21 protein-coding genes and 1 pseudogene are annotated in these 23,081 nt (G+C 66.0%); 11 read left to right on the top strand and 11 right to left on the bottom strand.

Features of this window, described 5'->3' with window-relative positions; genetic code table 11:
• Genes QA649_RS10640 through QA649_RS10630 form a run of 3 tightly spaced genes read right to left on the bottom strand, consistent with a single transcriptional unit; the run spans position 1 to position 1,552 of the window.
• Positions 1-264: a DUF6111 family protein gene (locus QA649_RS10640; protein ID WP_283024130.1), complete on the bottom strand. Its 264-nt coding sequence runs from the start codon at positions 262-264 to the stop codon at positions 1-3.
• Positions 261-944 (bottom strand): CoA pyrophosphatase, encoded by a 684-nt coding sequence (locus tag QA649_RS10635; RefSeq protein ID WP_283024129.1) that lies wholly within the window; start codon positions 942-944, stop codon positions 261-263. Before QA649_RS10635 ends, QA649_RS10640 begins: the two co-directional genes overlap by 4 nt.
• The gene (locus QA649_RS10630; RefSeq protein ID WP_283024128.1) at positions 941-1,552 is read right to left on the bottom strand and encodes a DUF1285 domain-containing protein; all 612 of its coding nucleotides are present in this window, start codon (positions 1,550-1,552) and stop codon (positions 941-943) included. Before QA649_RS10630 ends, QA649_RS10635 begins: the two co-directional genes overlap by 4 nt.
• A gap of 264 nt (positions 1,553-1,816) precedes the next feature.
• Between QA649_RS10630 and QA649_RS10625 the strand changes: the two genes are divergently transcribed.
• The 6 genes from QA649_RS10625 (at position 1,817) to QA649_RS10600 (ending at position 12,089) form a co-directional block, all read left to right on the top strand.
• Entirely contained in the window at positions 1,817-2,815 is a 999-nt protein-coding gene (locus QA649_RS10625; protein WP_283024127.1) for a MoxR family ATPase, read from the top strand.
• On the top strand, positions 2,815-3,759 hold the full coding sequence (locus QA649_RS10620; RefSeq protein WP_283024126.1) for a DUF58 domain-containing protein: 945 nt from the start codon (positions 2,815-2,817) through the stop codon (positions 3,757-3,759). Before QA649_RS10625 ends, QA649_RS10620 begins: the two co-directional genes overlap by 1 nt.
• Complete coding sequence (locus QA649_RS10615) at positions 3,756-6,569, top strand: DUF4159 domain-containing protein (protein WP_283024125.1); 2,814 nt, start codon at positions 3,756-3,758, stop codon at positions 6,567-6,569. Before QA649_RS10620 ends, QA649_RS10615 begins: the two co-directional genes overlap by 4 nt.
• A 130-nt stretch (positions 6,570-6,699) precedes the next feature.
• Positions 6,700-8,763 carry a hypothetical protein gene (locus tag QA649_RS10610; protein ID WP_283024124.1) on the top strand — a complete coding sequence of 688 codons (2,064 nt, stop codon included), beginning with the start codon at positions 6,700-6,702 and terminating at the stop codon, positions 8,761-8,763.
• Between the two features lie 385 nt (positions 8,764-9,148).
• Entirely contained in the window at positions 9,149-9,553 is a 405-nt protein-coding gene (locus tag QA649_RS10605; RefSeq protein WP_283024123.1) for a DUF2946 family protein, read from the top strand.
• Between the two features lie 145 nt (positions 9,554-9,698).
• Complete coding sequence (locus tag QA649_RS10600) at positions 9,699-12,089, top strand: TonB-dependent receptor (protein WP_283024122.1); 2,391 nt, start codon at positions 9,699-9,701, stop codon at positions 12,087-12,089.
• A 133-nt stretch (positions 12,090-12,222) separates the two neighbouring features.
• Here QA649_RS10600 and QA649_RS10595 read toward each other — a convergent pair whose 3' ends face one another.
• The 4 genes and pseudogenes from QA649_RS10595 to QA649_RS10580 all read right to left on the bottom strand — a co-directional run bounded on the left by QA649_RS10595 (position 12,223) and on the right by QA649_RS10580 (position 14,346).
• Positions 12,223-12,705 (bottom strand): GNAT family N-acetyltransferase, encoded by a 483-nt coding sequence (locus QA649_RS10595; protein ID WP_283024121.1) that lies wholly within the window; start codon positions 12,703-12,705, stop codon positions 12,223-12,225.
• A gap of 117 nt (positions 12,706-12,822) precedes the next feature.
• Complete coding sequence (locus tag QA649_RS10590) at positions 12,823-13,341, bottom strand: N-acetyltransferase (RefSeq protein WP_283024120.1); 519 nt, start codon at positions 13,339-13,341, stop codon at positions 12,823-12,825.
• Between the two features lie 57 nt (positions 13,342-13,398).
• Positions 13,399-13,815: pseudogene (locus tag QA649_RS10585) on the bottom strand (glycosyl transferase); the annotation flags it as partial.
• 39 nt (positions 13,816-13,854) lie between these two features.
• Complete coding sequence (locus QA649_RS10580; protein WP_283024119.1) at positions 13,855-14,346, bottom strand: NUDIX domain-containing protein; 492 nt, start codon at positions 14,344-14,346, stop codon at positions 13,855-13,857.
• A 92-nt stretch (positions 14,347-14,438) separates the two neighbouring features.
• On the opposite strand from QA649_RS10580, the gene QA649_RS10575 reads away from it, so the two are divergent.
• On the top strand, positions 14,439-15,335 hold the full coding sequence (locus tag QA649_RS10575; protein WP_283024118.1) for a metallophosphoesterase: 897 nt from the start codon (positions 14,439-14,441) through the stop codon (positions 15,333-15,335).
• A 98-nt stretch (positions 15,336-15,433) separates the two neighbouring features.
• On the opposite strand, the gene QA649_RS10570 is transcribed toward QA649_RS10575, so the two are convergent.
• The 3 genes from QA649_RS10570 to QA649_RS10560 form a co-directional block, all read right to left on the bottom strand.
• Positions 15,434-15,988 (bottom strand): hypothetical protein, encoded by a 555-nt coding sequence (locus tag QA649_RS10570; RefSeq protein ID WP_283024117.1) that lies wholly within the window; start codon positions 15,986-15,988, stop codon positions 15,434-15,436.
• A 197-nt stretch (positions 15,989-16,185) separates the two neighbouring features.
• Positions 16,186-16,395 (bottom strand): hypothetical protein, encoded by a 210-nt coding sequence (locus tag QA649_RS10565; RefSeq protein ID WP_008560963.1) that lies wholly within the window; start codon positions 16,393-16,395, stop codon positions 16,186-16,188.
• Between the two features lie 30 nt (positions 16,396-16,425).
• On the bottom strand, positions 16,426-18,060 hold the full coding sequence (locus QA649_RS10560; protein ID WP_283024116.1) for an isocitrate lyase: 1,635 nt from the start codon (positions 18,058-18,060) through the stop codon (positions 16,426-16,428).
• Positions 18,061-18,289: 229 nt separating this feature from the next.
• Between QA649_RS10560 and QA649_RS10555 the strand changes: the two genes are divergently transcribed.
• A complete protein-coding gene (locus QA649_RS10555; protein ID WP_283024115.1) occupies positions 18,290-19,735 on the top strand; it encodes a short-chain fatty acyl-CoA regulator family protein in 1,446 nt (481 codons plus the stop codon).
• A 194-nt stretch (positions 19,736-19,929) separates the two neighbouring features.
• On the opposite strand, the gene QA649_RS10550 is transcribed toward QA649_RS10555, so the two are convergent.
• The gene (locus QA649_RS10550) at positions 19,930-20,223 is read right to left on the bottom strand and encodes an antibiotic biosynthesis monooxygenase (RefSeq protein ID WP_018648871.1); all 294 of its coding nucleotides are present in this window, start codon (positions 20,221-20,223) and stop codon (positions 19,930-19,932) included.
• Positions 20,224-20,454: 231 nt separating this feature from the next.
• Here QA649_RS10550 and QA649_RS10545 point away from each other — a divergent pair, with 231 nt between their 5' ends.
• The 3 genes from QA649_RS10545 (at position 20,455) to QA649_RS10535 (ending at position 22,988) form a co-directional block, all read left to right on the top strand.
• Positions 20,455-21,255, top strand: a complete 801-nt coding sequence (locus tag QA649_RS10545) for a hypothetical protein (protein WP_283024114.1) — start codon at positions 20,455-20,457, stop codon at positions 21,253-21,255.
• A gap of 163 nt (positions 21,256-21,418) precedes the next feature.
• Positions 21,419-21,775 carry a hypothetical protein gene (locus QA649_RS10540; protein ID WP_283024113.1) on the top strand — a complete coding sequence of 119 codons (357 nt, stop codon included), beginning with the start codon at positions 21,419-21,421 and terminating at the stop codon, positions 21,773-21,775.
• Positions 21,776-22,022: 247 nt separating this feature from the next.
• Entirely contained in the window at positions 22,023-22,988 is a 966-nt protein-coding gene (locus tag QA649_RS10535) for an IS5 family transposase (RefSeq protein ID WP_283020138.1), read from the top strand.
• Positions 22,989-23,081 lie beyond the last annotated feature (93 nt).

Raw genomic sequence — 23,081 nt, 5'->3', positions numbered from 1 at the left:
CTATCTTTCCATGCCCGGCACGAACTTGCCGTTCTCGATATGGGCGGGAACGTAGGTCGAATCCGGCCCGGCGCCGGAGTAATGCGCAAGGCCAATCAGGCCCGCGATCACCAGCGCGAGCGCGACCAGGACGAGGCGGGCGACGATCGTGACCGGCCAGGACGTTTGCACGAACAGGCCGGAACGGGTGGCGGCCAGGAACAACGCATAGACGGCAAAAGGGATGAGGAAAATTCCGATCTCGGTCAGGACCGCCCGGATCATGACGAGTAGATCCGCTCATACAGCACACGCAGCATTCCGGCCGTTGCACCCCAGATGTAGCGCTCCGCGAACGGCATCGCGTAATAGAAGCGCTCCATGCCGCGGAATTCCTTGCTGTGCAGCTGGTGGTTCACCGGATTCATCAGGAAGGATAGCGGCACCTCGAACGCATCATCAACCTCGGAATGGTTGATGGTGAGCGCAAAGCCCGGCCTGACCCTTGCGACCGTCGGCAGGATGCGGAAGCCGAAGCCGGTGCCGTAGAGATCGAGATAGCCGAGCGGCTCGACGAAATCCCTGGACAGGCCGACCTCCTCCTCAGCCTCGCGCAGCGCGGCATCGAGCGGGGAGGAGTCGGTCGCGTCGATCTTGCCGCCGGGAAAGGCGATCTGGCCGGCGTGATCGTTGAGATGGGCCGAGCGCTGCGTCAGGAGGATGGTGGGCTCGGGATGGTCGACCACGGCGATCAGCACCGCCGCCGGGCGCACCGGCTGCTCGCGCGCGATGATCTCCAGCATCTTGTCGGTGCCGGGATCGCCCGAGGCCGGGACGATGTTGGGATCGTAGAGGCCGGGCGGCACGTCGAAGCCGAGCCGCGCGCGCGAGCGGGCGAAGAAATCCGCAGCTCCCAGCGCGACGGGTTCGCGCTCAGGCTCGCTATTGGGGATAGGCTTGTTCAAAGCGCGGCCCTCACCTGCTCCGCGTCGGCCATGGCGAAGAATTCGCCGGCCGACTCGACGCCGAACATCGGCTGGCCATCGACCATCCGCTCCTCGCCCATGTCAACCAGATCGTAGTAGAGCGCACGGGTCACCTTGGCCCAGAGATCGGCGCGGACATGCAGGTAAGGCGTCAGCCCACCATCCGCCGCCTGCTCGAAGCGCAGCCGGTGCGCGGCATCGCATGTCACCCAGTCGTCGACATTGGTGCGGAAGCTCAGCACGCGATGGTTGTCCTCGCCGTCTTTCTGCATCTCGACCGCCATGAACGGCGCGTCGTCGACGCGGATGCCGACCTTCTCCACCGGCGTCACGAGGAAGTGCTTGTCGCCCTCGCGCTTCAGAATGGTCGAGAACAGGCGGACGAGGGCGTGACGGCCGATTGGCGTCCCCATGTAGAACCAAGTACCATCGGTGGCGATTCGAATATCGAGATCGCCGCAAAACGGCGGATTCCACAGATGCACCGGAGGCAGGCCCTTTTTGGCGCCTTCGGCACTGGCAGCACTTTTAGCGGCGGCAGTCAGCCCTTCGAGACCGCGATCGGCGCTCTGCCCTTGGTTCGCCATGGTTTGCCCTGACTTTGTCATCTGGCACGATTGGTGCAGGTCTACGTTGACGATTGGTGCTCGGTTCCATCCCGCAAAAGTCCGGTGTGGAGGTCGCCACTTCGTGATGCCCTACATACCCTTAAGCCGATAAGGTGGGGATAGGTTAATTCAACGAATACATGGCCTTCCTGCAAGTCTAGCATAGGGCCCATGTGCTGGCGTGACGACGCAGAAACGTGACGGCGCAAGCAAGCCGCATGGCAGGCTGAAGGAGCGAGCGAAATGGCGGAGAGTGTCGAGAAACTCGAGGACGGGATCGTCCGTTCGGCCGAGCAGGTGTCGGCCCAGATTCGCGCGGCGAAGGAGGCAATCGGCTCCGTCATCTTCGGCCAGGACCGCGTCATCGAGAACACGCTGGTCACGATCCTCTCCGGCGGCCATGCGCTGCTGATCGGCGTGCCCGGCCTTGCCAAGACCAAGCTGGTCGAGACGCTCGGCGTCACGCTCGGTCTCGATGCCAAGCGCATCCAGTTCACGCCCGACCTGATGCCGTCGGACATTCTCGGCGCCGAGGTGCTGGACGAGAGCACCGCCGGCAGGCGCGCCTTCCGCTTCATTGCCGGTCCCGTGTTCGCGCAGCTCCTGATGGCCGACGAGATCAACCGCGCCAGCCCGCGCACGCAGTCGGCGCTGTTGCAGGCGATGCAGGAGCAGCACATCACGGTCGCCGGCGCGCGTCACGATCTGCCAAAGCCCTTCCACGTGCTCGCGACGCAAAACCCGCTGGAGCAGGAAGGCACCTATCCGCTGCCGGAAGCGCAGCTCGACCGTTTCCTGATGGAGATCGACGTCGACTATCCCGACCGCGAGGCCGAGCGCCGCATCCTGTTCGAGACCACGGGCGCCGAGGAGACGCTGGCGAAGGGCTCGATGAGCGCGGATGCGCTGATCACCGCGCAGCGGCTGGTCCGCCGCCTGCCGGTCGGCGATTCCGTGGTGGAGGCGATCCTGTCGCTGGTGCGCTCGGCCCGTCCGGGCGAGGAGAGCGGCGAAGGCGGCAAGTTCATCGCCTGGGGCCCCGGTCCGCGCGCCAGCCAATCGCTGATGCTCGCCGTACGCGCCCGCGCGCTGATCGACGGACGCCTCGCGCCCTCGATCGACGACGTGCTCGACCTCGCCGAACCCATCCTGAAGCACCGCATGGCACTGACGTTCCAGGCGCGCGCCGAAGGCCGCACGATTCCGGACGTGATCCGGCAATTGAAGACACGGATCGGTTGATGGCCGCAGAGACCGGGCACACAGCGAAGGAGATCATCGCGATCCGACGTGCCGATGGCGAAAGCCGTACGCTCGCCGCTTCGCTGCCGCGCCTTGTCCTCGAAGCCCGCCGCGTTGCCGCCAACGTCATCCACGGCCTGCACGGCCGGCGCCGCGCCGGCTCCGGCGAGAATTTCTGGCAATACCGCCGCTTCGTCTCCGGCGAGCCGGCGCAGAACGTCGATTGGCGCCGCTCGGCGCGCGACGACCATCTCTATGTCCGCGAGCTCGAATGGGAGGCATCGCACACGGTCTGGATCTGGCCCGACCGCTCGCCCTCGATGGCCTTCGCCTCGAAGGCGGCGCGCGAGTCGAAGCTCGAGCGCACGCTGATCGTCGCCTTCGCGCTGGCCGAACTGCTGGTCTCCGGCGGCGAACGCGTCGGCATTCCCGGGCTGATGGCGCCGACCGCGAGCCGCAGTGTCATCGACAAGATGGCGCAGGCGATGCTGCATGACGATGCCGACCGCCTCAGCCTGCCGCCCTCCTTCGTTCCGTCCGCGCTCGCCGAGATCATCGTGCTGTCGGATTTCTGGTCGCCGATATCCGAGATCGGTGCGACGCTCGCAGGGCTCTCCGGCTCTGGCGCGCATGGCACGATGGTGCAGGTCGTCGATCCCGCCGAGGAATCGTTCCCATATTCCGGCCGCATCGAGTTCGTCGAGCCCGAGGGCTTTGGCGCGATCACCGCCGGCCGCGCCGAGAGCTGGGCGCAGGACTACACCGCGCGCCTTGCGCTGCATCGCGACCAGATCCGCGCCGAGACCTCGAGGCTCGACTGGCTGTTCACGACCCATGCGACCGACCGCTCCGCCGCCGAGCTGCTGCTGTATCTGCACGCCGGTATGCAGGTGAGTAAATCTGGCGCGCGCACCACGACCATCAGGGTGGGGCCGGCCGCATGATGGGATTGCCGCTCGCCTTCACCGAACCGCTGCTTCTGATCGGCCTCGTCAGCCTGCCGGTGCTGTGGTGGCTGTTGCGCGTGATGCCGCCGCGGCCGCGCCGGATCGAGTTTCCGCCGACGCGCCTGCTGTTCGACATCGCACCGCGCGAGGAGACCCCGTCGCAGACGCCGTGGTGGCTGACGGCGCTGCGCCTCTTGGCTGCGGCCCTCGTCATTTTCGCCGCCGCCGGGCCGATCTGGAGTCCGCAGGTCGGCGCCGCCGGCAGCAAGGCGCCGCTGATGATCATGCTCGACGACGGCTGGAGCGCGGCGTCGAACTGGGACGTCAGGATCAGGGCCGCCGACGAGCTGATCGCCAATGCCGACAACGACCGCCGCGCCATCGCGCTGGTGCCGCTGTCCGAGCCGAACCGCGACATCACCCTGATGCCGGCGGGTGCCGCGCGCGTCGCGCTGCGCCAGCTCGCGCCAAAGCCCTACTCGATCGACCGCGTCGACACGCTCGCCGCCGTCGATCGTTTCCTGAAAGCGACCGGCGATTGCGAGATCGCCTGGCTGTCCGACGGCGTCGACACCGGCCGCGGCGAGGAGTTCGTGGCTGGCCTCGGCAAGACCATCGGCGATCGCAACCTGACCATCTTCGAAGGCGGCACCTCCTCGCCGCTGGCGCTGGTGGCGGCCGAGAACGCCGCCGCGAAGATGACGGTGAAGGTGCTGCGCACAGACAGCGGCATTGCGGTCGGCACCGTGCGCGCGCTGGACCAGAAGGCCTCGCCGATCGGCGAAGCGCGCTTCTCGTTCGGCCCGCAGGACAAGGAAACCGACGCCGCGTTCGACCTGCCGGTCGAGCTGCGCAACGACATCACCCGGCTCGAGATCTCGGGCGAGCGTTCGGCCGGTGCAGTGCAGCTGCTCGACAAGCGCTGGCGACGCCGCGCCATCGGCATCGTCTCGGGCGCGACCAGCGAGACCGCGCAGCCGCTACTGGCGCCGACCTTCTATCTCACCCGCGCGCTGGCGCCGTTCGCCGACGTGCGGCTCGCCGACAAGGGCTCGCCGCAGCAGGGTATCACGCAGTTCCTGGACCAGAAGCTGCCGATGATCATCCTGGCCGATGTCGGCACCATCGCCCCTGAAATCCGCGAGCGTCTCAATGCCTGGATCGACCAGGGCGGCGTGCTGGTGCGGTTCGCAGGTCCCCGTCTCGCGCAGGCCGAAGACGATCTCGTGCCGGTCAAGCTGCGCAAGGGCGGCCGCACGCTCGGCGGCAGCCTGACCTGGGAGAAGCCGCAACATCTCGCCTCGTTCGCCGCCGACGGCCCGTTCGCCGGCGTCGTGGTCCCCAAGGACGTCACCGTGAGCCGCCAGGTGCTGGCCGAGCCCGACGCCGTGCTCGCCACCAAAAGCTGGGCCTCGCTGGAAGACGGCACGCCGCTCGTCACCGGCGAGCATCGCGGCAAGGGCATCGTCAGCCTGTTCCATGTCAGCGCCGACATGCGCTGGTCGGATCTGCCGATGTCGGGCATCTTCGTCGAGATGCTGCGGCGGGTCGTCGACATGTCCGGCTACACCACCAAGCCCGGCCCCGGCGTTGCCAGCGAGGCGACCACTGAAACGGTGGCGCCGCTGCACATCCTCGATGGGTTTGGAGCCTTCGGCCCGCCGCCGGCGACGGCAAAGCCGCTGCCTGCGGACTATCGCGACCGCGCCACACCCGATCATCCGCCGGGCTTCTATGGTCCCGCAGAAGGACCGCTCGCCGTGAACACGCTTGCCAGCGCCGACCGCATCGCCGCCCTGAACACCGCGAGCCTGCGCGCCCGGCACGCCACCTACACCAATGCCGAGCCGCGCGACCTGCGCGGCTGGCTGCTGTCCACCGCGCTCGGGCTGTTCCTGATCGATGCCATCATCGTCGCACTGCTCGGCGGCGGCCTTGCCGCGCTGCTGCGCCGCCGCGCCGCGCCGGCGATGATCGTCCTCGGACTCGTCCTTGCGGGCGCCGTCGCATTGTCGCCCACGCCGTCGCGCGCCGACAGCGCGTCCGACGAGTTCGCGATGAAGGCGGTGTCGCAGACCCGCCTCGCCTATGTCGTCACCGGCAATGCCGACGTCGATTCCATCGTCAAGGCCGGCCTCACCGGACTGACGCTGTTCCTGGCGCAGCGCACGGCGCTGGAGGCCGGCGATCCCGTCGGCATCGATCCGGCGCGCGACGAGCTCGCCTTCTTCCCGCTGATCTACTGGCCGATCGTGCCCGGCGCGCCCAAGCCGCCGCAGGACGCCATCAACAAGATCGACGCCTACATGAAGCAGGGCGGCACCGTGCTGTTCGACACCCGCGACGCCTATGAGGCGCCGCCGGGCGACAACGGCGCCTCGCAGACGCCGGGCATGCGGGCCTTGCGCGAAATCCTGTCCTCGCTCGACGTGCCCGAGCTCGAGCCGGTGCCGCGCGAGCACGTGCTGACCAAGACCTTCTACCTGCTGCGCGACTTCCCCGGCCGCTTCAACACCGGCCAGACCTGGGTCGAGACCCTGCCGCGCGACGAGGACGAGGACAGCGCGCAGCGCCCGGCGCGCGGCGGCGACGGCGTCTCGCCGATCATCATCACCTCGAACGATCTTGCCGGCGCCTGGGCCGTGCGCCCCGACGGCCAGTACATGCTGCCGGTGACCAGCGGCGACCCCCGCCAGCGCGAATTCGCCTACCGCGCCGGCGCCAACATCGTGATGTACACGCTGACCGGCAACTACAAGGCCGACCAGGTGCACGCACCGGCCCTGATCGAACGGTTGGGGCAATAGAGATGCGCGTGACGAACTTGAGCCACACGCCCCGTCATTCCGGGATGGTCCGAAGGACCAGACCCGGAATCTCGAGATTCCGGGTTCGATGCTTCGCATCGCCCCGGAATGACGTTGATAGGTCTATCTGATGAATTACGGCATCGCGTTCACGCCGCTTGTTCCCGCGATCGTCCTGTGGCTCGCTCTGGCCGCGATCGTCGTCATTGCCATCCTGCTGCTGGTGGCGCGTGCGCGCGGTGCAGCCGTGCGCGTCGCCGCGCTGGCGCTGTTCCTGCTGGCGCTCGCCAATCCCTCCTTCACGCGCGAGGACCGCGATCCCCTCACCTCGGTCGCAGCCGTCGTCGTCGACAAGAGCCCGAGCCAGAATTTCGGCAACCGCAATCGCGAGGCTGCGCAGGCGCAGGAAGCGCTGGTCGACGGCCTGAAGAAGATCAAGGGCCTGGACGTCCGCGTCGTCGACGCCGGCCAGGCAGACGGCGAGACCGACGGCACGAGGCTGTTCGGCGCCCTCGCCTCGGCTTTGTCGGACGTGCCGGTCGACCGCGTCGCGGGCGCGTTCCTGATCACCGACGGCCGCGTCCACGATATTCCCGCCAATGCCGCCGCGCTCGGCTTCCAGGCGCCGGTGCATGCGCTGATCACCGGACAGAAGGACGAGCGCGACCGCCGCATCGCGATCACGGCGGCGCCGCGCTTCGGCATCGTCGGCCAGATGCAGACCATCACCTACCGGCTCGACGACCAGGGTGTTTCCGGCGAGCGCGCCAGGGTCACGGTGCGCCGCGACGGCGAGGTCATCAACGAGCGCACGCTCTCGAGCGGCCAGAGCGCGAGCGTCGAAGTCGACATCAAGCATGCCGGGCCGAACATCGTCGAGATCGAGGCCTCGCCGCTCGAGCGAGAGTTGACGCCGGTGAACAACCGCGCTGTCGTCGCCATCGACGGCGTGCGCGACAAGCTGCGCGTGCTGCTGGTCTCGGGCGAGCCGCATTCCGGCGAGCGCACCTGGCGCAACCTCCTGAAGTCCGACGCCAGCGTCGATCTCGTGCACTTCACGATTCTAAGGCCGCCGGAGAAGCAGGACGGCACGCCGATCAACGAATTGTCGCTGATCGCGTTTCCGACCCGCGAGCTGTTCCAGCAGAAGATCAACGAATTCCAGCTGATCATCTTCGACCGCTATGCCCGCCAGGGCGTGCTGCCGATCGCCTATTTCGACAACATCGCGCGCTATGTGCGCGCGGGCGGCGCGGTGCTGGTCTCGGCCGGGCCCGACTATGCCTCCAACACCAGCATCTGGCGCACGCCGCTGGATTCGGTGCTGCCGGCCGAGCCGGTCGGCGTGACCGAGAAACCGTTCTATGCGCATCTGTCCGACATCGGCAAACGCCATCCGGTCACGCGCGGGCTGGAGGGCTCGGCCTTCGAGCCGCCGCACTGGAGCCGCTTCTTCCGTACCGTCGACACCCGCAATTCCGTCAACCCGCCGGTGATGACGGGCCTCGACGGCAAGCCGCTGCTGTTCCTGTCGCGCTTCGGCGAGGGGCGCGTCGCGCTTCTGCTGTCCGACCACATCTGGCTGTGGGCGCGCGGCTATGAGGGCGGCGGGCCGCATCTCGATCTGCTCAGGCGGATGTCGCACTGGCTGATGAAGCAGCCCGATCTCGACGAGGAGGCGCTGCGCCTCCAGGTGCAGGGCAAGAACCTCGTCGTGGTGCGCCAGACCATGGCGGACAGCGTCCAGCCTGTCAGCGTGACCTCGCCGTCGGGCGTGTCACAGGACCTGACACTGAGCGCCGGCGATCCCGGCGAGTGGCGCGCCAGCCTGCCGGCGAACGAACTCGGCCTGTGGCAGGCGACCGACGGCACGCTCAAGGCCTTGATCAATGTCGGCCCGACCAATCCGAAGGAGTTTTCGGAAGTCACCTCCACCACCGAGACATTGAGGCCGCTGACGCAGGCGACCGGCGGCAACGCCGTGCGCGTCGTCGACGGCAACAGCGTCGAGCTGCCGCGCATCGTGCCGGTGCGCTCGGTGAGCGTCTTCGCCGGCGACGGCTGGATGGGCGTCAGGATGCGCGACGCCAGCGTGGTGAAGGGCGTCGGCGTGCTGCCGATCTTCGCCGGCCTGATCGGCCTCTTGCTGCTGCTCGGCGCGTTTGCGGCGACGTGGGCGCGCGAGGGGCGGTGAGCTGCTGGATTGAAGTCGAATCGAGTTCTGCCACCAGCGTAGCTCTCTCCGTTCCCTCCCCCCTTGCGGGGGAGGGTCAGGGAGGGGGTGCCACACGGGGATTCTTTCCGTGAGTCACCTACTCGCGATGCATCGTCAACAATCGGTACCTTTTGCTGGGCTACGCTCTCCCTAGCCCTCCCCCGCAAGGGGGGGGGGGAACGCACCTCCGTCACGGCGATAGGCCGGGCTCAACTCGCTAGTTGCCCGAACGACACATCGCGCGGCCACTCGCGCGAGATGGCCCGCGCTGCCGTTGACATCCGTTAGCCGATCGCGCGATGTTACATTATAACATCGCAGTCGCCGCGGATTGGCGTCTCGCGATGCGGGGTGGCGTCTGCAGATGAAGTGGTTCCGGTCGCATATCAGGCACGGTGCACGGCTCGCGTTGTTCGCGATGCTGGTGCAATTCGCGCTGACATTCGGTCATAGCCACTGGTTTGCCCAGGCCGCTCCCCTCGCCCAGTCCTCGCTCCAGCAGACGGAGAGCGGCAAGGACATCGCTTCGATCGACCGTGCGGCGATCCAGAAGCAGTCGCCCTCCGCACCCGACCGCGAGCAGCCTGGCGACGACAATTGCGCGATCTGCGCATTGGTCGCGATGGCAGGCACGGTCCTGCTCGCGACGCCGCCGCTTCTGCAGCTGCCGCAGGCGATCGAGCTGCTCCACCGCACCACTGATGCCGAATTCATCCACCTGAAATCGGCCGGCACGGCGTTCCAGCCGCGCGCCCCTCCCGCGTCCTGACCTCCAACGCTTGATCACGCCCGGGCTCGCCGCTTTTCAGGCGACCGCCCGGGAGACGTTGAAGTTGAATTCCGTCGCGCTGCGACGGCAGGCCGCCTCCGATCAACACACCAACATGCGGACGGCGCCTGATGGAATCAGGACCATGTCATTTGAATTGCGACGCGCGCAGCGTCTGGGCGGAGCGAGCCTGCTCCTGCTCGGCGTAGCCGCCTCATCCGCCCTCGCCCAAGAGCTCGCACAGGCGCCTGCACAAGCACCTGCGCAAGACAAGTCGTCGACGGAGATCCCGGCCGTCACCGTGACGGCGCCGAGCCCGATCGTGCGCCGGGCGGTGCCGACCCGCAGCCCGGTCCGCGTCGCGCGAACCGGACGCTCGCGCAGCCAGCAGCGCACGGCCGAACCAACGCCGGCAGCGCCGGCGACGGCCGCGCCTCAGCAGGGCGTGCTGCCGATCGTGACCAACCAGTTCGCTACCGTCACCGTCGTGCCGAACGACGAGATCCGCCGCGAGGGCGGCGGCCAGCTCGGCGATCTCCTGTTCTCAAAACCCGGCATCACGGGCTCCAGCTTTGCGCCCGGTGCCTCCAGCCGGCCGATCATCCGGGGTCTCGACGTCAACCGCGTCGGCATCGTCGAGAACGGCACCAATGGCGGCGGCGCCTCCGATCTCGGCGAGGATCATTTCGTCCCGATCGACCCGCTTGCGACCAACCAGGTCGAGGTGGTGCGCGGGCCGGCTGCGCTGCGCTACGGCTCGACCTCGATCGGCGGCGTCGTCAGCGCCACCAACAACCGGATTCCGGATGCGCTGCCGTCCTGCGCACCATCGTTCCAGACCTACGGCCTGCCGACCAAGGCGCCGCTCGCATCAGCCGCGACATCGCCTTGCGTCACCGCGGAGACGCGCACCGCGTTCAGCTCGGTCGACCGTGGCGTCGAGAGCGGCGTGCTGCTCGACACCGGCGGCGGCAATTTCGCCTTCCATGCCGATGCCTATGGCCGCACGACCTCGGACTATGCGATCCCGAGCTATCCCTATCTGAACGATCAAACGCGGCCCGTGAACGGGCGTCAGCCGAACTCGGCGACGCGCTCGGACGGCGCCTCGATCGGCGGCTCCTACTTCTTCCAGGGCGGCTATATCGGCGCCGCGATCACGCAGAACGACTCGCTCTACCACATCCCCGGCATCGACGGCGCCGACCACCACACGCGCATCGACGGCCACCAGACCAAGATCAACGTCAAGGGCGAGTACCGCCCCGATGCTGCCGCGATCGACACGATCCGCTTCTGGGCCGGCGCGACCGACTACCGGCACAACGAGATCGGCCTTGCCGATCCCGCCGATCCTAGCAGCGACGGCATCAGGCAGACCTTCACCAACAAGGAGCAGGAGATCCGCACCGAGGTGCAGCTGATGCCGTTCAACGCGCGCTTCGCCGAGGTGACGACGGCGCTCGGTTTCCAGGTTGGCCATCAGGAATTGAGCGCGCCGAGCCCGGACAATCCCGGCACGCTGTTCAACGGATTGTGGGACCCCAACAACAACACGCGCGTCGCCGCTTACGCGTTCAACGAGTTCAAGTTCACGGAAGCGACGCGGGCGCAGATCGCCGGGCGCATCGAGCATGTCGAGCTGCACGGCACGACGCCGAACTTCCCGGCGGATTATCTGCCAGACGGCACGCCGCAGGTGGCGATCGCGCGCAATCCCGCCTACACGCCGAAGAGCGGCAGCATCGGCCTGCTGCAGGACCTGCCAGGCGGCATGGTCGGCAGCATCACCGCGCAATATGTCGAGCGCGCGCCGAAGGCGGCCGAGCTGTTTTCCCGTGGCCCACATGATGCGACCGCGACCTTCGACATCGGCAATCCCAACCTCACCATCGAGACCGCCAAGTCCGTCGAGCTCGGCGTGCGCAAGGCGACGGGGCCGTTCCGCTTCGAGGCGACGGTCTACTACACGCATTTCGACAATTTCATCTATCGCCGCCTCACCGGCGTGATGTGCGACGACGATTTCGCCTCGTGCGGCACGCCGGGCGCCGAGCTGAACCAGGCGGTTTATTCGCAACGCAATGCCAATTTCCGCGGCGGCGAATTCCAGTCGCAATTCGACGTCGGCGCGTTCCAGGGCGGCATCTGGGGCATCGAGAACCAGCTCGACGTCGTCCGCGCCACCTTCTCCGACGGCACCAACGTGCCGCGCATTCCCCCCTTGCGAATGGGCGGCGGCGTGTTCTGGCGCGACGACAACTGGCTGATGCGCGTCAACCTGTTGCACGCCTTCGCGCAGAACAACGTCGCCGTGATCGCGGAGACGCCGACGCCGGGCTACAATTTGCTGAAGGCCGAGGTGAGCTACAAGACCAAGCTCGATCCGAGCCGGTTCGGGGCGCGCGAGATGATTGCCGGCATCGTCGGCAACAATCTTCTCAACGAGAGCATCCGCAACTCCGTGTCCTACACCAAGGACGAGGTGCTGATGCCCGGCATCGGCGTGCGGGCATTCGCGAACTTCAAGTTCTGATCCTGCTCCGACCGGGACCTAAAGGGCCCCGGCATGGGCCTCGTCGCCCGGATGGAGCGCAGCGTAATCCGGGACGGTGCATCTGCGTCAACAGGTTTCCCGGATTGTGCTGCGCTCCATCCGGGCTACGGACTTATATCGAATGCGTCAGCCGCTTTTCGAAGCGCCATTGGTCGACCGGGAAAGGCCCGTTCGATGTCTCCGACATCATCACGAACGTGCCGGCGTTGCGCCAGCCGCTCTTCTCGTAGAACCGCGCAGCGCGCGCGTTGCCGACGGCACATGCCAGCCAAGCCCGCTCCACTCCGCGCGCGGCAAGGCGGGTCTCGGCGTCGCCGATCAGCGCGGCCGCCACGCCCGCGCCGTGCGCCTGCGACGATACGAAGAGCTGGTACAATTCATCGCCCCTGATGGCGCAGAAGCCGAGCGGCGCACCGGCCGGACCGACGACGCTGATCGTGGGAAGCATGACCGCAAGCCGGTCGCGAAAGCTTGGGAGCGTGCGGAGGCGGACCAGTTCGGGCGGCGCAAGCGAGGCATGCGATCCATGCCAGGCATCGTGCCAGAGCTGCGCGAGATGATCGATCTCACCGGCATCAGCGGGACGCACCTGCATCGTCGAAACTCCCGTAGCCCGGATGAGCGCAGCGACATCCGGGAGAGTGCATCTGCCGCGACAGGTTTCCCGGATTGCGCTGCGCTCCATCCGGGCTACGAACTGCCGCGTCGTCGCCTACCCGACCCGCGCCTTGCTCCAGTCGGGCACGACCTGTCCCGACACGCCCTCGAAGGCGCCGTCGACGAGCTCGAACACCAGGATGCGGGCGGCATCGACCGGGCCCGGCATGATGACGCGGCCCTTGGGGACCTGCTTGAAGCCGACGCGGCTGTAATAGGGCTCGTCGCCGACCAGCAGCACGAGGCGGTGGCCTCTCGCCTTGGCATCCTTCAGCGCGCGCTCCATCAACAGGCGGCCGATGCCGCGGTCGCGGAACGGCGGCTCGACGGTCAGGGGCCCGAGCAGCAGTGCGGGCGTGTCGCCGACCAGCACCGGCAATTGCCTGACCGAGCCGACCAGCAGCGTGCCGATGCGCGCCGTGAAGGACAGCTCAAGCAGATGGTCGACATGCTCGCGGATGCGATAGGCGCTGAGCACGAAGCGGCCGGGGCCGAAGGTGCGCTCGTGCAGCCGTTCGATCGCCTGGGCGTCGCCGGCCGCTTCGGGAAGGATGGTCAGTGAGAGATCGCTCATATCGTCTGGCGGAGTAGCATTTGCGGATGTTGAGGTCCATGGGCGTTGCACCCAACCTCAGTTCCTTTTCAGCGCCGGCTGGGACAGGTAGGCCAGCATCTTCATCTCCCGCCGCCCCCGCGTCACGGTGTCGAGCACGAGCCCGGACGACACCGACAGCATCGCCATGATCATCAGCCCCATCGACAGGGTGGCAGTCGGGAAACGCGGCACGAGCCCGGTCTCGATGAAGGTGATCACGATCGGGATCGCAAGCACGATCGACAGAGCGGCCCAGCAGGCCGATGGCGCTGAAGAAGCGCAGCGGCTTCTCCGCGCGGTACAGCTTCAGCATGGTGCCGAGGATGCGAAAGCCGTCACGCCAGGTGTTGAGCTTCGAGAACGAACCCTCGGGCCGAGCGTAATAGGGAGTCTCGACCTCGGCGACCGGCAGCGACAATTCCAGCGCGTAGACCGCAACCTTCATCCCGTTTCCGTGGCCCCCTTGGGGCAGGTTACTGGCACAGGCCGCCCTCACCGCCACGTCGCAATCAGCGGCCGGCCATCCAGCACCTCCGCGAGTCTTTGCCGGGTGCCGAGCGTCGTCCCCTCGGGCAATGCGGAAATTGCGAAGAACCCGCATTCGACGATCTCGTGGTTGGGCTCAGGCAGCCGATCCTGACGGAAATGCCTGACGACGTAGACCGCGACGTGGTCGCGGCGGGAGATGTGGCTGTTGAAGAAGATGCCGTGCAGCACGGCCTCGCCGGTGAGATCGATGTCGCCCTCCTCCTTGAGCTCGCGCCGCATCGCCTGCTCCATGGTCTCGCCGAGATCGACGCCGCCGCCGGGCAGATACCAGCCGCTGATGTAGCTATGCCTGACCAGGAACACCCTGTTCTCGGCATCCAGCACCACGGCGCGGACACCGAGGGTCATGCCGCGCACCAGCAGGAAATAGGCGTGGAAGATCCGCCGCAGCAGCGGCTCGAATTTGCGTCGAACGCGATTCAGACGATCCCCCATCAGATTCTCTCAAGTCCCCTCGTCAGGCCCTGCTTGCGCAGTCCTCGCGACCTTGCCATTACAGTGGACGAATAGCGAGGCAATCGCGCGCCATGACTCCCAACACGCCGGCCCCCTTCACGCTCGCCCATCTGTCCGACCCGCATCTGGCGCCGCTGCCGAAACCTCGGCTGGTCGAGCTCGCCGGCAAGCGCGCGCTCGGCTACGTCAACTGGACGCGCAACCGCCACAAATACCAGCGCCGCGAGGTGCTCGACGCGCTCGTTGCCGACATGAAGGCGCAGGCGCCCGACCACATCGCAGTGACGGGCGATCTCGTCAACCTAGCGCTGGAAGCCGAGTTCGCGCCGGCGCGCGCCTGGCTCGACGAGGTCGGGCCGCCCGACCGCGTCACCACGATTCCCGGCAATCACGACGCCTATGTCCGCGCCACCTTTCATCGCTTCGGCGAGACCTTTGCACCTTATCTCGCAGGCGACGACGGCCGCATCGGTTTTCCTGCGTTGCGCCGGCGCGGGCCGCTGGCGCTGATCAGCCTGTCCACGGCGGTGCCGACCTTGCCGCTGATGGCGACGGGCACGCTCGGGCGCAATCAGCTCGCCGCCCTCGAGCAGGTGCTCGACCGGCTCGCGACTGATGACGTCTTCCGCGTGCTGCTGGTGCACCATCCCCTGAAGTCCGCAGCGCGTCAGAAGCGGATGACGGACTCTGCGGATCTCTTGGCGCTGTTGAAGCGCCACGGCGTCGAGCTGATCCTGCACGGGCACGACCACATTCATTCAACGATGTGGTTCGAGGGTCCCAACGGCAACATTCCCGCGCTGGGCGTGCCCTCGGCCTCGGCACTCGCGCACGGACGCTATCCGGCCGCGGCGTACAATCTATTCAGGATCGAAAAGGACAATGCGGGCTGGCGCTGCGAGCAGACGGTGCGGGCGCTGGGGGCGGGATTCCAGATCGGGCAGATCAAGCAGGCGAGGTTGATCTAGCTCTCCGTCATTGCGAGCGCAGCGAAGCAATCCGGAGTCCCTCCGCGGAAAGATTCCCGGATTGCTTCGCTTCGCTCGCAATGAGGGCGGAGAAATCCTCACCAGCTCCGCAAGACCGCCAGCGCGGCAACCCCGAACAAGGCGGCCGCACCGAGCACAAAGCCGAACACGAACGGCCAGACCCGCGAGCGGCGCGGCGGCTCGGCGGCTGGGGCTTGCGGTTCGGGCGGGACCACCATCGCATGCTCGCGCTCGATCATGCGGCGGGCGACATAGTCGGTGACTGCCTCGACGATGACCGCGGTATCGTGCGATTCGGCGAGCACGATGCGGCCGAAGCGGGTGTCCTGGACGAAGCGGTACATCCGCTTGTCGCGCCCCATCATGATGTGGGCGACGACGTCGATCCAGAGTCTCGGTGTATCGCCCTGGCTGATGCCGCGGTCGAACAGGTCGATCTGCTCCGGCACCTGGGCGAACAGCGGGTCGAGCGCGTCATTGAGGATCTCGAGCCGCGCCACCTCGGCGTCGCGGAGGTCGACGACGACGCCGGTCCGGTCCGCGGCCTCGATCCGTGCGCGCAGCAGCGCATCGCGCAGCCGCACCGGGCGCGGCTGGCTGGGATGGGTCCCGCTGGTCTCGGGCTCTGACATTGTCGGCCTCGTCCTCGACTTTCTCCGCGTTAACCTATCAGCAACCAAACCGTCCGCAAAGGGCCCATAATTCCAGATACTTACGGCGCCCACAGGCGGGTGACCTGTGCCAAAAACAGACGATCCCACCCAGGCAGAGCCTGGATGGGACCATCCGTCCTTGGACGTCTTCTTAGTTCAGGTCGGCAACCAGGCCCTCAAGCCGAGACGCGCGACGGTTCTTCCACGATCGAGAAGCGGACGCCGGCCTTGTGGCGGCTCTCTTCCGACACCTCGCGCCAGCAGTCCTCGGCTTCCTTGCGGGTCTTGAACGGACCTTTGACCTGGGCCGAGCCTTCCACGAGCTTGTGGAAGTTCATCGAACCGAACTCGCCGCCGATCACCCAGAAATTGCTGCCTTTGGTCATTGTCAGTCTCCTGTCGAATAGCCTGATGCGTTAGCCGAACTGGTTCATGGTGTTGTGGGCGCCGCCCGCCTTCAGGGCAGCTTCGCCCGCGAAGTACTCCTTGTGGTCGTCGCCGATGTCGGAGCCGGCCATGTTCTGGTGCTTGGCGCAGGCGATACCCTGGCGGATCTCGGCGCGCTGGACGTTCTTCACGTAGCCCAGCATGCCCTGCTCGCCGAAATACTCCTTGGCGAGATTGTCGGTGGAGAGCGCCGCCGTGTGGTAGGTCGGCAACGTGATCAGGTGATGGAAGATGCCGGCGCGCTTGGCCGAATCCGCCTGGAAGGTGCGGATGCGCTCGTCGGCCTCGATCGCCAGCGGCGTATCGTCGTATTCCGGCTTCATCAGCTCGGCACGATTGTACTTGCTGACGTCCTTGCCGGCTTCCTTCATCGCGTCGTAGACCTGCCAACGGAAGTTGATGGTCCAGTTGAACGACGGCGAGTTGTTGTAGGCGAGCTTGGCGTTCGGGACGACCTTGCGGATGCGGTCGACCATCTTGGCGATCTGCTCGATATGCGGCTTCTCGGTCTCGATCCAGAGCAGGTCGGCGCCGTTCTGCAGCGAGGTGATGCTGTCGAGCACGCAGCGGTCTTCGCCAGTGCCGGGACGGAACTGGTAGAGATTGCTCGGCAGGCGCTTCGGACGCATCATCTTGCCGTTGCGGTTGATGATGACGTCGCCGTTGCGGGCGTTCTCCGCGGTGATTTCCTCGCAATCGAGGAAGCTGTTGTACTGGTCGCCGATGTCACCGGGCTTGTGGCTGACCGCGATCTGCTGGGTCAGGCCGGCGCCGAGCGAGTCGGTGCGGGTCACGATCACGCCGTCTTCGATGCCGAGCTCGAGGAAGGCGTGGCGGCAGGCGCGGATCTTCGCGATGAACACCTCGTGCGGCACGGTGACCTTGCCGTCCTGATGACCGCACTGCTTCTCGTCCGAGACCTGGTTCTCGATCTGAAGCGCGCAGGCGCCCGCCTCGATCATCTTCTTGGCGAGCAGATAGGTCGCCTCCGCGTTGCCGAAGCCGGCATCGATGTCGGCGATGACGGGAACGACATGGGTCTGGAAGTTGTCGATCTTCTCGATCAGCTCCTTCTCGCGAATCTTGTCGCCTTCCTTGCGCGCCTTGTCGAGGCTGCGGAAGATGTCGTTGAGCTCACGCGAGTCCGCCTGACGCAGGAAGGTGTAGAGCTCCTCGATCAGCGCCGGCACCGAGGTCTTCTCGTGCATCGACTGGTCGGGCAGCGGTCCGAACTCGGAGCGCAGCGCCGCGATCATCCAGCCCGAGAGGTACAGATAGGTGCGATCGGTCTTGCCGCCGAAATGCTTCTTGACCGAGATCAGCTTCTGCTGGGCGATGAAGCCGTGCCAGCAGCCCAGCGACTGCGTGTACTTGGTGGGGTCGTTGTCATAGGCCGCCATGTCGGCCCGCATCAGCGCCGCGGTGTAGCGGGCGACGTCAAGGCCGGTCTTGAAGCGGTTCTGCAGACGCATGCGTGCGACCGCCTCGGCGGACACCCCGTTCCAGGTCGGCTGGGTCTTGAGGAGCGCCTGGGCTGCCTCGATCTCGCTCTGATACGAGGCCGGGCGCTGGAGCGCGTTGATGCCGCGGGGCTGGTAATTCATGTGCCTATCCTTTCGCTGACGATGGCCGATGGCTGGCCATCGACATTCTTGACAATGCATTGCGAGATGCGTGTCAGGAGCTAAACGCGAAAAGAGAAACTTCGTATAGATGGCTTGTTTTTTATTGGTGATGTCATGTAACATCGGAACATGTAATAGATGTTATTTTGTAAATTTTGTAAAATATAGGTCAGCAAGACTGTCCTTGATGCGTCAGGAGATCTGAAACATGCCCGCCGAGTCCGGGAAGAAACTGTTCGTCGGCCCCCGCTTCCGGCGGATCCGGCAGCAATTGGGGCTGTCGCAGACCCAGATCGCCGAGGGGCTCGGGATTTCGCCGAGCTACGTCAACCTGATCGAGCGCAACCAGCGCCCGGTAACGGCGCAGATCCTGCTGCGGCTGGCCGAGACCTATGACCTCGATTTGCGCGACCTCGCCACCGCCGACGAGGACCGCTTCTTCGCCGAGCTGAACGAGATCTTCTCCGATCCCCTGTTCCGCCAGATCGACGTTCCCAAGCAGGAACTGCGTGACCTCGCCGAGCTCTGTCCCGGCGTCACCCATGCGCTGCAGCGGCTGTATGCGGCCTATACCGAGGCCCGCCAGGGCGAGACGCTGGCGGCGGCGCAAATGGCCGACCGCGACGTCGGCACGCGCTACGAGGCCAATCCGGTCGAGCGCGTGCGCGAGCTGATCGAAGCCAACCGCAACTATTTTCCGGAGCTGGAGCAGGCCGCGGAGAACCTTCGCGACGAGCTGAATGTGCCGGCCGAGGGACTTTATGCGGCGCTGGTTGCGCGATTGCGCGAGAAGCACTCGATCCAGACCCGCATCATGCCGGTGGATGTGATGCGCGAGACGCTCAGGCGCTTCGACCGCCACCGCCGGCAGCTCCTGATCTCCGAGCTGGTTGACCCGCCCGGCCGCGCGTTCCAGCTCGCCTTCCAGCTCGGGCTTGGCGAATGCGCGCAAGCCCTGGAGACCATCATCGGCCGCGCCGGCCCGCTCGACGATGCGCCACGGCGGCTGTTCCGCATCACGCTCGGCAATTACTTCGCTGCCGCCGTGATGATGCCCTACCCGACCTTCCTCGCCGCCGCCGAAGCGCTCAACTACGACATCCACGTGCTGGCGCAGCGCTTCAATTCCGGCTTCGAGCAGGTCTGCCACCGCCTCACCACGCTGCAACGGCCGAACGCGCGCGGCATTCCGTTCTTCCTGCTCCGCGTCGACAATGCCGGCAACGTCTCCAAGCGCTTCTCGTCCGGCACGTTCCCGTTCTCGAAATTCGGCGGCACCTGTCCGCTCTGGAACGTGCACTCGACCTTCGACACGCCCGATCGCCTGCTCAAGCAGGTGATCGAGCTATCCGACGGCACGCGCTATTTCTCGATCGCGCAGATGGTGCGCCGCCCGGTCGCGCCGCACCCGCTGCCGCAGCCGCGCTTCGCCATCGGCCTCGGCTGCGAAATCCGCCACGCCGCGCGCCTCACTTACGCCACCGGCATGGATCTGGAGAAAACAGAGGGCACGCCAATCGGCGTCAACTGCCGCCTCTGCGAGCGCGAAAACTGCGCCCAGCGCGCCGAGCCGCCGATCACCCGCACGCTGATTTTGGATGAGACGACGAGAAGGGTGTCGAGCTTTGCGTTCTCGAATGCGAGGGAGTTGTGAGGGGCGTTCAGTGGCAAGCATGCACCACACACTCCGCCGTCGTCCTGGACAAGCGAAGCGCAGATCCAGGACCCATTACCCCAAGATCGAGTTTGGCGAAGATTCGTAACTACGATCTCGCGCCACAACTCCTCCCTGGCGTAATGGTCCTGGCTTTCGCCAGGACGACGTTGGGGACATGGCTCGCGCTTAAATCACGCCAGCGTATGCACGATCACCGGCCCCGCCACGGCGCGGGCGTCGCCGGCGAGCAGCGGGCCGAGATCCTTCTCGATCCAGGCGATGGCACGCTTGTTCGCCTCCTCGGCCTGCTCGAACTTGTCGAAGATCGAGATCGCGGTGACCGTGTCGTCGCCGGCATAGACGACGTAATAGGCGCGGAAACCTTCAACATCGCTGATGATCGGAACGGCGCCGTCCTTGATGCGGCGTGTCAGCTCTTCCGCACTCCCGCTTTTCGCCTTGGCCTGACGGATGGCGGCATACATGGCATCCTCCCCTTCCGGCTGTCTGGACTTTCGGGCCTGGTGCCCGAAGGCGATGTTACGCCGAAGCGCGCTGCCAATCCACGCTTGGTTAACCCGGCCCTAATCCGTCTCCGCGATCTGCAACCAACGGTTAAGCACGCCTCAACATCGCTGCCTTAGTCTCGCCCCACTCACTTTTCGCAAACAACGGCGGCCTATCCTGCCGGGCGAAGTGACATCAGGGGGTTCATCATGCGCATTGCGTTGCTGCTGACCGCGACCATTGTCGGCGCGCTCTTTGCCAATCCATCCAGGGCTGGTTCGCTCGATGCCGACGCGGCGCAGGCGCTGCCGCCGGGCTTCCAGAGCTATCGCGGCTACATGTTCGACATTTCCGAGAACCGCGACCGCAAGGACGTCGACAAGCTCACCGAGAACCTGAAGAGCCAGATCGACGTCGTCGAAGGCGTCGGCCTCTCCCCGCGCGTGCTGCGCTTCTTCCACACCGTTCCGATCGTCGCGAGCGAGCTCGCCTGCCTCGACGAAGGCGCCGCCACCGCCTGCTACGGCCGGGTCACGCCGGACATGCAGCGCACCGCGCCCCGGACCCTGACGGTCTGGGATCCCGCCAAGCAGCGCTGGAGCAATCCCAATGCCGTCGATCTCGCGGTCGATTCCGGTCTCGGCGTGATCATGCTGCGGCCGGATATGATGCGCTACGAGAAGGAGGCCGTGCTGCTGCACGAGATGCTGCACGCCTTCCACGCGCGGCTTCTGCCGGACGGCTACGCCAACAAGGGCGTGATCGGCTACTATGCCCTGGCCAAGTCCAAGGAGATGCTGCCCAAGGAATCCTATGCGATGAAGAACCCGATGGAGTTCTTCGCCGTGACCGCCAGCATCTTCCTCTCCGGAAAGAGCGAATTCCACGACCCCAAGTCGCGCGAGACGCTCAAGGAGAAGATGCCGGACTATTACAAATACCTGGTCGGCGTGTTCGGCTTCGACCCCGACCCGGCAGCGTCGAGCGGCCCGGTTGCCTCACTGAAGTGAGGCGGAAACACCGCCGGACACACAAGAGCCGCGCAAAATGCGCGGCTTTCTTGTTTTGGGTACCGGAAGCTGCGGATGACGGGCGGCCACCAATTGCCAAGGTGGGGCCCGATCTGCATAGTCCCGCCCGCATCGATACCTGTTTTCAAGAGGATGGAAGAACATGGCGGACGCCGACCTGGATGTCGTGATCCGGCAACTGGCCAGACAGCTGCATACGGGCCTCATGACCCGCGCCAAGGAGCGGCGGGATCGCTTCAACGGCCTTGCGGCCAAGGCCAAGGGCAAGGAGACCGGCGACCGCTTCAAGATGATGGCCAAGGCCACCATGGAGCAGGCTACCACCGCCGCCAAACGCCTGCAGATGTCCGCCGACAACGTCGCCGACAGCTACGCCCGCGCGATGCGCCTCGCCGCCAGCACGCCTGTCACGGTGAAGGTGGAGAAGAAGGCGAAGGAAGAGAAGCCGGCGAAGAAGGCTGCAAAGGCGAAGAAGGCAAAGGCCAAGAAAGCGAAGTAGGCGCGGTCTCTTCCCTTCTCCCCTCGTGGGAGAAGGTGGCATAGGCGGCCTTCAGCCGCCGTTCTTAGGAACGCCGAAGCGAAGCTTCGGCTATGGCGCCGGATGAGGGGTTCTGTCCGCGCGCGGGACTGTTCGTGAGGATAGAGACCCCTCACCCGGCTTCGCTTGCAGCGAAGCCACCCTCTCCCACAAGGGGCCTGTTGCGTAATTCGCCAGTTGTGATTCCCTAGGGCAAAGCCTTGAGGGGATGACGATGGCGGTTAAGCGGACGGGACAGCCGAGCTTTGTGGAAGCACTGATGCCGAAGGGGGCCGGCGCCAATGCAGCGCTGGATCGGCTGGCTGGCCTGGTCAAGTGGTACCGGTTCGAGAAGCTGATCGGCCATCTGCGGGATGAAGGGAGCCCCGGTCGTCCAGGCTATCCGGTGCTGGTGCTGTTTCGTGCGGTGCTGTTGCAGTCGCTCTATGGTCTTTCGGAACGCGAACTCGAGGAAGCGTTGGGCGACCGGTTGTCGTTCAAGCGCTTCGTCGGTTTGAGCCTCGAAGATGCGACGCCCGACCACACGGTTCTGAACCGCTTCCGGAACCAGCTCGTCGAACAAGGGCTGTTGGAGAAGCTGTTTGGCGAGCTGGATCGCCAGCTCGAGAATGCCGGGGTCATCCTCAAGCGCGGCACGATGCTGGATGCGACCTTGATCCAGGCGGTGTCAACCCCTCCGAAGCAGGATCGTCCCTCAAACGACCCAGATGCCCGGTTTACCAAGCGGCAGGGCAAGGGTGGTTCGACCTTCGGCTACAAGGCTCACATGGGTGTCGACGAGGGATCCGGCCTGATCCGCGCAGTCCTGACCACGCCCGCCAATGTCAACGACACAACGCCGGCCGACGAACTGATCCGTGGCGATGAAGCCGTGGTGTGGGCCGATGCAGCCTACGACACCCATGCCCGACGGGCTCGGCTGAAAGCGGAAGGCAAGAAGCCCCGCATCGCCCGTCGTCCCAACCGACATCACCCGGAGCTACCGCCTCGGCTCAAACGCTACAACCTCCTCATCGCGCGCCGACGAGCCCAGGTCGAGACCACCTTCGCCACTCTCAAACGCCGCATGCGGCTGACCTGCATCCGCTATGTCGGTCTCATGAAGGCAAGCGGGCAGGTCCTGCTTGCCTCCATCGCGTTCAACATGAGGCGCTGGGCCGCGCTCGCCGCCTGAGACGCCCGCCAAGGGCACCAAGTACAGATCTCGGCCTGACAATCGGCGTCAACACAGCCCTCTCTCCCTACGTCTCCTGCCTCAAAAGGCCGT

Origin of the sequence: Bradyrhizobium sp. CB1717 (assembly GCF_029714325.1) — a bacterium.
Taxonomy (GTDB): Bacteria; Pseudomonadota; Alphaproteobacteria; order Rhizobiales; family Xanthobacteraceae; genus Bradyrhizobium.
Note: the sequence above shows the minus strand (reverse complement) of the source record. Positions and strands in the feature narration are given on the sequence as shown.